Raw genomic sequence first — 12414 nt, forward strand, 5'->3', positions numbered from 1 at the left:
CGGGCGCGTGCGGCGCGCTAGCGACGAGGCCGATCTCGCGCTCGTCTGGTCGAGCCGATGGTCGCTCACCACGCGCATCCTGGCGGTCAACATCTTCGCCCTCGCCATGCTGGCCGGCGGCTTCTTCTATCTCGACAGCTACCGCGCGCAGGTGATCGACCGGCGGCTGGACCAGGCGGCGGTCGAGACGAGGCTGGTGGCGCAGGCGACGGCGGCGGCCGCCGCCAAGGACCGCGCCGCCCTGCTGGCGCAACTGGGCGCCGCCACCGATCTGCGCTTCCGCCTATACCCGGACGCCACCTCGCCGCCGATCGACAGCTGGGCGCTCTCCCGTCCCACCTACACGATGCGGGATCCCTCGCAGGAGCCGCTGCAGCGGCGCGCCGCCCGCTTCCTCGATCGGGTGATCGATACGGTGGCGGGCGCCGACCGGCCGGAGACGATCACCGAGCCCAGCCATGACCGGCTCGGTGCCTGGCCGGAGGCGGTGGCGGCGCGGCGCGACGACGCCACCGTGCAGAAGCTGCGCCGCGCGCCGGAGCGGACGCCGTTCCTCTCCGTCGCCACGCCGCTGCCGGGGGTGGCGGGGGCCGTGCTGCTCTCCACCGACAATGCGCGCGACATCGTCCGCATCGTGCGGGCGGAACGGCTGCGGCTGGGCATCGTGCTGGGCGCCGTGGTGGCCGCCTCGATCCTGCTCTCGCTGTTCCTGGCGCGCACGATCGTGCGGCCGCTGCGCCGGCTGGCCCGCGCCGCGCACCGCGTGCGGCTGGGCCGCGCGCGCGAGGTGCAGGTGCCGCGACTGCCCTCCCGCCGGGACGAGATCGGGCTGCTGGCGCGCGCCCTCTCCGACATGAGCCTGGCGCTGCGGCAGCGGATCGACGCGACCGAGGCGTTCGCCGCCGATGTGACGCACGAGCTGAAGAACCCGCTCGCCTCGCTGCGATCGGCGGTGGAGAGCATGGGCCGCGTCACCGACGACGCGCTGCGCGAGCAGCTGCTGGAGGTGATCCGCGACGACGTGCGCCGGCTCGACCGCCTCATCACCGACATCGCCGATGCCTCGCGGCTGGACGCCGAACTCTCCCGCGCGCGGTTCGAGACGATTGATCTCGGCCCGACGATCGAGGGGCTGGTGGCGCAGCGCGAGGAGCGCGGGCAGAACCACGGCGTGCGCCTGGCCTTCGCCCGCCCGCACGCCGGCACGGCGGTGGTGCTGGGGGACGGATCGCGGCTGACGCGGGTCGTCGAGAACCTCGTCGACAACGCCATATCCTTCTCGCCGCCGGGCGGGCTGGTGCAGATCGCTGCCACGCGCGACGGCGATCGCGTGCTGGTGCGGGTGGACGACGAGGGGCCGGGCGTGCCGCAGGCGGCGCGCGAGGCGATCTTCAACCGCTTCCACAGCATCCGGCCGGAGGGCGAGGCGTTCGGCCGGCACAGCGGCCTGGGCCTCGCCATCGCCAAGGCGATCGTCGAGGCGCACAACGGCACGATCGACGTGGAGGATCGCGACGACGGCTGCACCGGCGCCCGCTTCCTCGTCCGCCTGCCGGTGGCGCCCGAGCGGTGAGCGGCGCGCGCGAGACCATCCACGCCACCACCGTGGCGATCTCGCGCGGGGGCGGGTGGCGCGGGGTGCTGCTGGCAGGCCGATCGGGCGCCGGCAAGTCCGATCTGGCGCTGCGGCTGATCGATCGCGGCGCGCGGCTGGTGGCGGACGACTATACCGATCTGCACGAAGAGGATGGCGTGCTGATCGCGACCCCACCCGGCCGCATCGCCGGCCGCATCGAGGTGCGCGGCATCGGCATCGTCGAGATGGCCTGCCTGCCCGCCGTGCCCGTCGCCCTGCTGGTGGCGCTGGACGAGCCGGTGGAGCGGATGCCGGAGGCGCGGGTGCGCCACCTGGCCGGCATCGCCGTGCCGCTGGTCGCGCTGGCGGCGCTGGAGGGATCGGCGCCGATCAAGGTGGAGCTGGCGCTGGCGGGGATCGCCGGATGAGCGGGGAGCGGCGCGCGCGCATCCTCCTCGTCACCGGCCTGTCGGGCGCGGGCAAGTCGACCGCGCTGCGCACGCTGGAGGACCTGGGCTGGGAGGTGGTGGACAATCTGCCGCTGCCGCTGCTCGACCGGCTGCTGGCCGTGCCGCTGTCCCAGGCGGCAGGCGAGGGCGAGCGGCCGCTGGCGGTGGGCATCGATGCGCGCACGCGCGGCTTCGAGGCGGAGGCGGTGCTGGCGCGCGCCGCCCGCATCGGCGCGGACGGCGGCCTTGTCGAAACGCTGTTCCTCGATTGCTCCGGCGCGGAGCTGGCGCGGCGCTTTTCCGAGACGCGGCGGCGGCACCCGCTGGCGATGGACCGGCCGGTGGCGGACGGCATCCTGCGCGAGCGCGAGCTGCTGGCGCCGCTGCGCCGCCGGGCCGATCATGTGATCGACACCACCGCCACCACCACCAACGCGCTGCAGCAGGATCTGCGCCGGCGCTTCGCCGGGCATACCAACGCCGCGCCGACCCTGACGGTGATGTCGTTCGGCTTCTCGCGCGGGGTGCCGCGCGAGGCGGATCTGGTGTTCGACATGCGCTTCCTGCGCAATCCGCACTGGGATGCGGCGCTGCGTCCGCTGACCGGCTTCGACGCCGCCGTGGGCGACTATGTCGCCGCCGATCCGGCCTACGAGGAGGCCGTCGGCCGTATCGAGGATCTGCTGCTGCTGTTGCTCCCGCGCTACGCCGGCGAGGGAAAGTCCTATGTGACGATCGCCTTCGGCTGCACCGGCGGCCGCCATCGTTCCGTGCACGTCGCGGAGCGGGTGGCGGGCCGGTTGCGCGACGCGGCATTTTCGCCCACGGTCGTGCATCGTGACCTCGCCGCGCCGGTTCCCGACTCGCGAAAGGCGCGGCAAAGCGGGCAGGCTGGAACAGACGCGGATGGGTAGATGATCGGATTGGTGCTCGTGACGCATGGCCGCCTCGCGGCCGAGTTCGTCGTCGCGATGGAGCATGTCGTCGGGCCGCAGGCGGCGATCGAGCCGATCTGCATCGGGCCGGAGGACGACATGGAGGCGCGCCGCGCCGATATCGCCCGCGCCGTGGCGGCGGTGGAGAGCGGATCGGGCGTGATCGTGCTGACCGACCTGTTCGGCGGCACCCCGTCCAACCTCGCCATTTCGCTGATGGAGCCGGGGCGGGTGGAGGTGATAGCGGGGATCAACCTGCCGATGCTGATACGGCTGGAGGGGGCGAGGAAGATGATGAACGTGAAGGCGGCCGTCGCCGCCGCCCGCGAAGCGGGCCGCAAATATATCTCCGTCGCGTCCGAAGTGCTGGGCGAGGCGGCCGCATGACGGCGGTGGAACGCCAGGTCCAGATCACCAACCGGCGCGGCCTGCACGCGCGGGCGAGCGCGAAGTTCGTCACCCTCGCCAGCGGCCAGGCCGCCGAGATCGAGGTGGAGAAGGACGGTTCGCGCGTGGCCGGCACATCGATCATGGGGCTGATGATGCTGGGCGCGGCGATGGGTGACAGCATCCTCATCAGCGCCACGGGCGCCGATGCCGAGCGCGCGGTGGTGGCGCTGGTGGAGCTGGTAGAGGCCAAGTTCGGCGAGGATTGAGCCCGATCCTCCCCAGCACGGGGAGGATTATTGGAGGGTCCCGTGCCCCGTCAGATCACCGCCTTCTCCAACCCGCTCGTCAAGAGCGTGCGGCTGCTGCGCGAGAAGAGACACCGGCGCGAGCAGGGGCGCTTCCTGGCGGAAGGGCTGCGCATCCTTACCGAGGCGCTGGACGCGGGCCGCGTGGCAGAGACGATCTTCTACGCCGCCGAGAGCGCGGCGCATCCGCTCGTCCACCGGCTGGTGGCGGCGGTGGAGGCCGGCGGCGGCGAGGCGATCGAGACCAGCCGGGACATCCTCCACAAGCTTTCCGGCAAGGACAATCCGCAGACGGTGCTGGGTGTGTATCGCGAGTTCACCCGCCCGCTCGCCACGCTGGATCGCGCCACCGCCGCCATCTGGCTGGTCGCGCAGTCGCTGCGCGATCCGGGCAACCTCGGCACGATCCTGCGCACCGGCGACGCGGTGGGCGCGGGTGGGCTGATCCTGATCGACGAGTGCGTCGATCCCTTCTCGGTGGAGGCGGTGCGCGCCTCGATGGGGGCGCTGTTCACCCAGCCGATCGCGGCGGCGGCGTGGCCGGACTTCATCGCGTGGCTGCGCGGCGGGCCGGGTCAGCTCGTCGGCCTGAGCCTGGATACCGACATCGACTATCAGGCGCCGGCCTATGCGGCGCCCACCTTCCTGCTGGTCGGCAACGAGGCGCAGGGGTTGCCGGCGGAATATGCCGCCGCCTGCGACCTGCTGGTGAAGATGCCGATGCTGGGCTGCGCGGACAGCCTTAACGCCGCGGTGGCGACGGCGGTGATGGCCTATGAGGTGCTGAACCAGCGTCGCCGCGCGGGGTGACGCGCCGTGGCGGGCGCGCCTCCCCCGGCGCGCCGCTCAGCGGCAGACGCGCACGCGGTGGTGGTGACGCCACTCCGTCCAGCAGTGCCGCGCCGGGCGGTAGTAGCCGGCGTGGTGGCCGTAGCGGCGATCGTTCCAGCCGCGCCGGCCGCGATCCCAGCCATGGTGGCGGCCGTGATCGCGATGATAGCCGTCGTCGCGATGGGGCCGGGCCTCCGCCCCTGTCGTCGCGCCGAGGCTGGCGAGGACGAGGCCGGCCGCGGCCAAAGCGATCCTGATGTTCATGCGCTTCCTCCTGTCGCCCGTGGAGTCGGGCAGAGGGGCAGCGTGCGCCAGCGTACGAGTCCGCCCGCTGAACGCCGCGTTTAGCTGATTGTCAGGAAGGGTCCGCCAGGATGTCGGCCGTCGCCGGCAGCGGATCGGGCGAAGCCACCACTTGCGGCTTTGCGTGTGTCGCGGCCGCCAGCAGGATGGCAGGCTGCTTCACGCGCGCGCGCGCCATTGCGTCCGTGGCGTCGGCACGTCCGCCGGTGCCGTGATTATATTGCCGGTCTAGCCCGAACATCCAGAAGGCGTTCGGCCCCGCCATCGCCGGAGAGGCAATCGCCAGCGCCATCAGGACACCGGCCGATCGATATGTGCGCATCGCTGGACTCCTTGGTTCCAGAACGTAACGCACGAAAGTGACGATCGAGCTAATCTGCGCGCGGCCACCGCACGATTATCGCGCCTCCCGGCGAACCGCCCCAGAGCGGCACGGTTTCGCGGTACGATCCCATGCAGCGCAGTATAAAGGGCGATCCGGCGGTGGTGGAGCTGAGGGGAATCGAACCCCTGACCTCTGCAGTGCGATTGCAGCGCTCTCCCATCTGAGCTACAGCCCCGTACCGCCGGGCGCTCCCTCTAGCCGCCCGCCTTTCCCGATGCAACGGCCTTGTTCGCGTACCTGCGAACCGGCCGATGCGCGTCCTTCGGCGGGCACGTTTCATCGTGTTCAGCGCCGTTTTCCGGAACGAAGGACGAGCCGGGGATTTTATCCGGTCGAGACTGTGCCACCCGGGATCGGGCAGAGAAGACATGGTCTTGGCAAGAGGAATAGAGGAGGATCATATGGGATATGATCGTAACGACGGCCGCTTCGGCCGCGATCAGAACTATGGCAATCGGTCCTACGGTGGTGGCCGTGACTATGGCCGCGGCGAAGATGGCGGATATGATCGCGACCGTGGCTATCGCGGTCAGGATGCGCAGCGCGGCCGCTCCGATTATGGTCGCCCGCCGCAGGGCTATGACTATGAGGATCGCGGCTTCTTCGACCGCGCCGGCGACGAGGTCCGCTCGTGGTTCGGCGACGAGGAGGCGGAGCGCCGCCGCCGCTTCGACGAGCGTTTCGCGCAGCGCGACTATGATCGCGATCAGGCACGCTACGGCCGCGAGTCCTATGGCCGCGACAGCGGCGGGCGTTATGCCGGCTTCGGCGATCCGGGCTTCGGCACACCGGTAGCGGGCTACGGCTGGAGCGGCGACCAGTCGCGCGACAATCGCGATGCGGGTGGCAACCGCGACAGCGGGCGCGATCACGATCCGAGCTATCGCTCGTGGCGCGATCGCCAGATCGAGGCGCTCGATCGCGACTATGACGATTACCGGCGCGAGCATCAGTCCAAGTTCGACAATGAGTTCACCGGCTGGCGCGGCAAGCGCCAGACGCAGCGGGACTCGCTGAAGCAGGCCCGGGAGCATCAGGAGGTGGTCGGCACGGATGGCGTCCATGTCGGCACCGTCGATCATGTGCGCGACGACCGTATCCTGCTGACAAAGACGGACAAGGATGCCGGCGGCCACCACCACTCGATCCCGTCCTCCTGGATCGAGAAGGTCGACGAGAAGGTGCACATCAACCGCACCGCCGATCAGGCCAAGCAGGCCTGGAAGGACGAGGAGAATAACAGCGCGATCGGTGGCCAGTCGAACTGGTCGTCGGACGATAGGTCCGGCGGGCCGCGCAACCTGAACCGGAGCTTCTCCGGCACCTACTGAGCGCTGATGACGCCACGGCCATGTTCGTGGCAGGGAGGGGGTCCGGGCAACCGGACCCCTTTTTCGTGCCGCAAGGAGATCGTGATGCCCCGCGCCTGGTTGCTCGCCCGCCGACCGGACGGTCTGCCGCTCGACGAGGATTTCACCCTGGCCGAGATCGCATCGGCGCCGCTGACGCCCGGCACGGTGCGGGTGCGCAATCGCTGGCTCTCGGTCGACCCCTATATGCGCGGGCGGATGCGCGACACGCGCAGCTACGTGCCGCCCTTCGCGATTGGGAAACCGATGGAGGGTGGAGCGGTGGGCGAGGTGATCGAATCGGCGGACGATCGCTTCGCGCCGGGCGACCGGGTGCTGCACATGCTCGGCTGGCGGGACGAGGCGGTGGCGCCGGCCGAGGCGCTGACGAAGCTGCCGGGGAGCAACGCGCCGGAGCAGCATTATCTCGGCCTGCTCGGCATGCCGGGGATGACCGCCTATTTCGGGCTGCTGGCGGTGGCCGAGGCGCAGCCCGGCGACACCGTGTTCGTGTCGGCGGCGGCGGGAGCGGTCGGCTCGGCGGTCGTCCAGATTGCCAAGCTGAAGGGCATGCGGGTGATCGGATCGGCCGGCGGCGCGGAGAAGATCGCGCTGCTGCGCTCGCTCGGCGCCGACGCGGTGATCGACTATCGCGCGGTCGACGCGATCGCGCCGGCGCTGGCGCAGGCCGCGCCGGAGGGGATCGACGTCTATTTCGACAATGTCGGCGGCGATCATCTGGATGCCGCGCTCGGCGTGGCGAAGGACGGCGCGCGCTTCGCCATGTGCGGCATGATCGACAATTACAATGCGGCGGCGCCCGTGGAGATGCGCAACCTGATGCGGATCGTGGCGGCGCGCGTGCGGCTGCGCGGCTTCATCGTCTTCGACTTCGCCGATCGCTTCGGCGCGTGCCAGCGCGACATGGCCGGCTGGTTCGCGGCCGGCCAGCTGCGGCCGGTCGAGACGATCCGCGACGGGCTGGAGACGATGCCGCAGACCTTTCGCGAGCTGTTCAGCGGCGGCAATGTCGGCAAGATGCTCGTGCGGCTGTAAGTGACGGCTGCGGCGGTCCGCCGCCGACCGCGATCAGATGCCCATGCCCTTGAAAGTGTCGCACTGGGCGGGGTCGCCGCTGTCCAGCCCGCGCTTCAGCCACTCCATGCGCTGGGCGGAGCTGCCGTGGGTGAAGCTCTCCGGCACCGGACGCTGGCCGGCGGCCTCCTGCAGGGTGTCGTCGCCGATCGCCTGGGCGGCGCGCAGCCCTTCCTCCACGTCGCCCGGCTCCAGCAGGTTGACGTCGTTCTTGGCCCAGATGCCGGCGTAGCAGTCCGCCTGCAGCTCCATCCGCACCTGCAGCGCATTGCCCTGCGCCTCGCTGGCATTGGCCTGCGCACGGCGGACGCGATCGGCGATGCCGGTGAGGTTCTGCACGTGATGGCCCACCTCGTGCGCGATCACATAGGCCTGGGCGAAGTCGCCCGGCGCGCCGAACCGCTGGCGCAGCTCGTCGAAGAATTCGGTGTCGAGGTAGATCTTGTTGTCGGACGGGCAGTAGAACGGCCCCATCGCCGACTGCGCCACGCCGCAGCCCGACGTGCCCGATCGGCTGTAGAAGCTGAGCACCGCCGGCGTGTATCGCTCGCCGGACTTGGCGAACAGATCGGTCCAGCGCCGCTCGGTGGAGCCCAGCACCTTCAAGGAAAGGCGCTGGCTGTCGGTGAGCTGGGACGGGTCGCCGCGGCTGGCCGGGCCGCTCTGCTGCACCGGCGCGATGCCGCCGCCGCCGCCCAGCAGTTGCAGCGGGTTGATGCCGAAGATCAGCGCCGCGATCACGATGATCGCCAGCGTGCCGCAGCCCAGCCGGCCGCCGCCCAGCATCAGGCCGCCGGGCAGGCCGAAGCCGCCACCGCCGCCGCCCTGCTGCACCTCGTAGTTGCTGCTCTCCTGTTCGTCGTCGAGCCGCATGGCCGCACTCCCCCCTGTCTCGTGCAAGAGAATGCTTCGTGCCCGAAACGGTTGCACGCGCATGCTTGCCGACATTGCGCGCTGTGCCTAAGCCGGCCGACAGCCTGAATAACATAAGGAAATCGCCATGCGCCGGTCGCGCCTCGCCCTGCTCCCGATGCTGCTGACGATCGGCGCCGCGCCGGCGGAGAAGGTGGTGCTGCCCGCGAACGTGACGCCGCTGCACTACGATATCCGCGTCGTGCCCGATGCGGCCAGGCTGAGCTTCACCGGCAGCGAGGACATCACGATCGCGGTGACGGCGCCCACCCGCACGATCGTGCTGAACGCCGCCGATCTGACGGTCGGCGCGGTGACGCTGGACGGCAGGCCGGGCCAGGCGAGCCTGGACGCGGCCGCGCAGACGCTGACGGTGAGCCTGCCCGCGCCCGTCTCGACCGGCCGGCACACGCTCTCGATCGCATGGCGCGGCACGATCAACCGCTCCGCCGCCGGGCTGTTCGCGGTCGACTATCAGGATCGCGACGGCAAGGCCGAACGGCTGCTCGTCACCCAGTTCGAGGCCGCCGACGGCCGCCGCTTCGCGCCGATGTGGGACGAGCCGGCGCGCAAGGCCACCTTCCGCCTGACCGCCGCCACGCCGGACGGCGACACCGCCTTCTCGAACATGCCGGTGGAGAGCAGGGCGAAGGCGGCGGACGGCCGCACCCTCGTCACCTTCGCCACCACGCCGAAGATGTCCAGCTACCTGCTGTTCCTGGGCATGGGCGACGTGGAGCGCAGGACGAAGCGCGTCGGCGCGACCGAGATCGGCATCATCACCCGCCGGGGCGCGATCGATCAGGGCGATTACGCACTGGAAAGCGCGGCGCGGCTGCTGACCTACTATAACGATTATTTCGGTACGCCCTATCCGCTGCCCAAGCTGGACATGATCGCCGCGCCGGGCAGCAGCCAGTTCTTCTCGGCGATGGAGAATTGGGGCGCGATCCTCTACTTCGACAAGGCGCTGCTCGTCGATCCGAAGCTCACCTCGGAGAATGAGCGGCAGCGTATCTTCACCGTCGTCGCGCACGAGATGGCGCACCAGTGGTTCGGCGATCTGGTGACGATGGCCTGGTGGGACGATCTGTGGCTGAACGAGGGCTTTGCCTCGTGGATGGAAGGCAAGGCCTCCAACGATCTCAACCCCGGCTGGAACAAGGCCGCGCAGGACGTGGCGTTCGAGCGGGAGCGCGCCTTCGCCGCCGATGCCCAGCCGAGCACCCACGCGATCGTGCAGAAGATCGCCACGGTGGACCAGATCAGCCAGGCGTTCGATTCGATCACCTACGCCAAGGGACAGGCGGTGATCGGCATGATCGAGGCCGCGCTCGGCCCGGACAGGTTCCGCGATGGCGTGCGCCGCTACATGGCCAAGTACAAATATGGCAACACCCGGACGGACCGGCTGTGGGCGGAACTGGCCGCCGCGTCCGGCCGCCCGGTCAAGCCGTTCGCCGATACCTTCACCTTGCAGGGCGGCGTGCCGCTGATCCGCGGGGGCGAGCCCACGTGCGTCGGCGGAGCCACGCGGCTGACGGTGTCGCAGGATCGCTTCGGCCTCGATCCGGCGGCGCGCACCCGGCGGCGGTGGATCGTGCCGGTGACGGTGACGGGCGGCAACGCCGTGGCGCGCGAAGACGTCAGCGGGCCGGCGGCGCGGCCGATCACCGTGCAGGGCTGCGGCCTCGCCGTCGTCAATCCGGGGCAGCAGGGCTATTATCGCTTCCTGCCCGCCGCCGGCCACTTCGCCATGTTGCGCGATCGCTTCGCCGGGCTGGTGCTGGCCGATCAGGTGGGCTTCATGGGCGACACGCTGGGCCTCGCCAACGGCGGCTATGCCGGCATGGATCGCTATCTAGGCCTGATCGATCACATTCCGGCCACGGCCGATCCGCTGGTGTGGCGGGTGGTCGCCTCGCAGCTCGCCTCGATCGATCTGCTGCTGAAAGGGGATACGGTGCAGCCGGCGTTCCGCGCTCGCGCGGCGGCATTGCTGGCGCCGCATTATGATCGCCTGGGCTTCGCGCCGAAGCGCGCCGACACGCCGGCGGAGAGCCAGCTGCGCGAGGTGCTGATCGCCACGCTGGGCCGGTTCGGCTACGCGCCGGTGGTGGCGTCCGCCCGCGCGGCGACGGCGGGCCGGCTGGACGATCTGCCGGCGGCGACGCGCGACGCGATCCTGGCCGTCTACGCCCGCAACGCCACCCCGGCCGATTGGGAGCGGCTGCACGCGATGGCGCTGGCGGAGCGCAATCCGCTGGCGCGCCGCGCGCTCTACGGCGCGCTGGCCGACGCGGACGATCCGGCGCTGGCGCAGAAGGCGCTGGCGCTGGCGATGACGGAGGAGGCGACCCTGCCCGATCGTGCTGCCATCCTGGCCGGCGTCGCCGCCGAGCATCCGGCGCTCGCCTTCGATTTCGCCAGTGCACGGGCCGGCGCGGTCAACGGCTTCGTCGAGACGAGTTCCCGACCGGGCTTCATCGTCGGCCTCGCCAGGGCCTCGAACGATCCGGCTCTGGCCGGGCGGGTGGATGCCTATGCCAACCGGGCGCTGCCGGCCGGATCGCGGCAGGGGGCGATGAACGCGATCAGTGCGATCCGCTACCGCGCCGCGCTCCGCCAGCGGCAGGCGCAGGCGATCGCGGCATGGGCGGGGACGCCCGCGGCGGCGGCGCGGTGACAAATCGGTCATGACCGGCTGATCGCTTGATGCACTGCGGCATAGCGGCCACATAGGGCGCATGGCCGATAACGAACCCGTCCGCCGCGCCGCCTTGCCGCTGCCGGATCAGGTCGCCCTGGTGCTGCAGGGCGGCGGTGCGCTGGGCGCCTACCAGGCCGGCGTGTACGAGGCGCTGGCCGGCGCCGCGATCGAGATTGACTGGGTGGCCGGCATCTCGATCGGCGCGGTCAATGCCGCGATCATCGCCGGCAATCCGCCGGCGCGCCGGGTCGACCGGCTGCGCGCCTTCTGGGACGGCGTCTCCGGCAGCCTGCCCAGCTTCCCGATCTGGCCGGGCGAGCGCATGCGCGAGGCGGTGCACCTGCTCTCCGCCGGGTGGGTGGCGGCGGCGGGCATCCCGGGCTTCTTCAGCCCGCGCCTGATTCCGCCGGTGCTGGCGCCGGCGGGAACGCCGGGCGCGCTGAGCTTCTACGACAGCGCCCCGCTCGCCGCGACCCTGGACGCGCTGGTCGACTGGGATCTGCTCAACGACGGGCCGGTGCGCCTGTCGGTCGGCGCGGTGGAGCTGGAGAGCGGCAACTTCCACTATTTCGACAGCCGGCGGGAGCGGATCGACGCGCGCCACATCATGGCTTCCGGCGCGCTGCCGCCGGGCCTGCCGCCGGTGGAGATAGACGGGCGGCTGTGGTGGGACGGCGGCCTCGTCTCCAATACCCCGCTCAGCCACGTGCTGGACAGCCAGGCGGGCGACCTGCTCGTCTTTCAGGTGGATCTGTTCGCCGCCGCCAACGATCGGCCGAAGACGATGATGGACGTGATGTCCCGCGCCAAGGAGATCCAGTTCTCCAGCCGCACCCGCCAGATATCGGACCAGCTGCTGAAGCTGCGGCGGGAGCGGGAGGCGATCCGCAAGGTGCTGGCCAAGCTGCCGGCGGACCTGGCCGGCGACCCCGACGTCACCGCGCTGGCGGAGGCCGCGCGCGAGCACAGCGTCAACCTCGTCCAGCTCGTCTACCGCGCCAATGCGTGGGAGGGCGGATCGCGCGACTATGAGTTCTCCGCCCGCACGATGGGCGAACACTGGTCGGCGGGCCAGGCGGCGGTGGCGCAGACGATCACCCGCTCGGGCCTGCTCGCCAGCAACATCATCGACGGCAGGACGGCCGCCTTCGACCTAACCAGACCGGAGTAGAGA

General features: G+C 70.8%; 13 protein-coding genes and 1 tRNA gene. 10 read left to right on the forward strand and 4 right to left on the reverse strand.

Annotated elements, in window-relative coordinates:
- Positions 1-7 precede the first annotated feature (7 nt).
- The 6 genes from GNT64_RS05710 to GNT64_RS05735 are packed head-to-tail and all read left to right on the forward strand — an operon-like array spanning position 8 to position 4465.
- Complete coding sequence (locus tag GNT64_RS05710; RefSeq protein ID WP_156678629.1) at positions 8-1573, forward strand: sensor histidine kinase; 1566 nt, start codon at positions 8-10, stop codon at positions 1571-1573.
- The gene (locus GNT64_RS05715) at positions 1570-2004 is read left to right on the forward strand and encodes an HPr kinase/phosphorylase (protein WP_231639302.1); all 435 of its coding nucleotides are present in this window, start codon (positions 1570-1572) and stop codon (positions 2002-2004) included. The genes GNT64_RS05710 and GNT64_RS05715 overlap by 4 nt, the downstream gene beginning before the upstream one ends.
- Positions 2001-2939 (forward strand): RNase adapter RapZ, encoded by a 939-nt coding sequence (gene rapZ, locus GNT64_RS05720; RefSeq protein ID WP_156678631.1) that lies wholly within the window; start codon positions 2001-2003, stop codon positions 2937-2939. Before GNT64_RS05715 ends, rapZ begins: the two co-directional genes overlap by 4 nt.
- The gene (locus GNT64_RS05725; RefSeq protein ID WP_156678632.1) at positions 2940-3347 is read left to right on the forward strand and encodes a PTS sugar transporter subunit IIA; all 408 of its coding nucleotides are present in this window, start codon (positions 2940-2942) and stop codon (positions 3345-3347) included. It abuts the gene before it with no gap.
- A complete protein-coding gene (locus tag GNT64_RS05730) occupies positions 3344-3616 on the forward strand; it encodes an HPr family phosphocarrier protein (RefSeq protein ID WP_156678633.1) in 273 nt (90 codons plus the stop codon). The genes GNT64_RS05725 and GNT64_RS05730 overlap by 4 nt, the downstream gene beginning before the upstream one ends.
- Positions 3617-3658: 42 nt before the next feature.
- A complete protein-coding gene (locus GNT64_RS05735) occupies positions 3659-4465 on the forward strand; it encodes a TrmH family RNA methyltransferase (RefSeq protein WP_156678634.1) in 807 nt (268 codons plus the stop codon).
- A 36-nt stretch (positions 4466-4501) separates the two neighbouring features.
- Here GNT64_RS05735 and GNT64_RS05740 read toward each other — a convergent pair whose 3' ends face one another.
- The 3 genes from GNT64_RS05740 to GNT64_RS05750 all read right to left on the reverse strand — a co-directional run bounded on the left by GNT64_RS05740 (position 4502) and on the right by GNT64_RS05750 (position 5349).
- Positions 4502-4750, reverse strand: a complete 249-nt coding sequence (locus GNT64_RS05740; RefSeq protein WP_231639303.1) for a hypothetical protein — start codon at positions 4748-4750, stop codon at positions 4502-4504.
- 91 nt (positions 4751-4841) lie between these two features.
- On the reverse strand, positions 4842-5111 hold the full coding sequence (locus GNT64_RS05745; protein WP_231639304.1) for a hypothetical protein: 270 nt from the start codon (positions 5109-5111) through the stop codon (positions 4842-4844).
- Positions 5112-5273: 162 nt separating this feature from the next.
- Positions 5274-5349, reverse strand: a tRNA-Ala gene (locus GNT64_RS05750).
- A gap of 226 nt (positions 5350-5575) precedes the next feature.
- On the opposite strand from GNT64_RS05750, the gene GNT64_RS05755 reads away from it, so the two are divergent.
- A complete protein-coding gene (locus tag GNT64_RS05755; protein WP_156678636.1) occupies positions 5576-6505 on the forward strand; it encodes a DUF2171 domain-containing protein in 930 nt (309 codons plus the stop codon).
- Between the two features lie 84 nt (positions 6506-6589).
- Entirely contained in the window at positions 6590-7579 is a 990-nt protein-coding gene (locus tag GNT64_RS05760; protein WP_156678637.1) for an NADP-dependent oxidoreductase, read from the forward strand.
- A 33-nt stretch (positions 7580-7612) separates the two neighbouring features.
- On the opposite strand, the gene ypfJ is transcribed toward GNT64_RS05760, so the two are convergent.
- On the reverse strand, positions 7613-8491 hold the full coding sequence (gene ypfJ, locus GNT64_RS05765) for a KPN_02809 family neutral zinc metallopeptidase (protein ID WP_156678638.1): 879 nt from the start codon (positions 8489-8491) through the stop codon (positions 7613-7615).
- A gap of 127 nt (positions 8492-8618) precedes the next feature.
- On the opposite strand from ypfJ, the gene GNT64_RS05770 reads away from it, so the two are divergent.
- Together GNT64_RS05770 and GNT64_RS05775 are read left to right on the forward strand one after the other, a co-directional pair.
- The gene (locus GNT64_RS05770; protein ID WP_156678639.1) at positions 8619-11216 is read left to right on the forward strand and encodes a M1 family metallopeptidase; all 2598 of its coding nucleotides are present in this window, start codon (positions 8619-8621) and stop codon (positions 11214-11216) included.
- A 61-nt stretch (positions 11217-11277) separates the two neighbouring features.
- The gene (locus GNT64_RS05775; protein ID WP_156678640.1) at positions 11278-12411 is read left to right on the forward strand and encodes a patatin-like phospholipase family protein; all 1134 of its coding nucleotides are present in this window, start codon (positions 11278-11280) and stop codon (positions 12409-12411) included.
- Positions 12412-12414: the final 3 nt, after the last annotated feature.

Origin of the sequence: Sphingomonas profundi (assembly GCF_009739515.1) — a bacterium.
Classification (GTDB): Bacteria; Pseudomonadota; Alphaproteobacteria; order Sphingomonadales; family Sphingomonadaceae; genus Alterirhizorhabdus; species Alterirhizorhabdus profundi.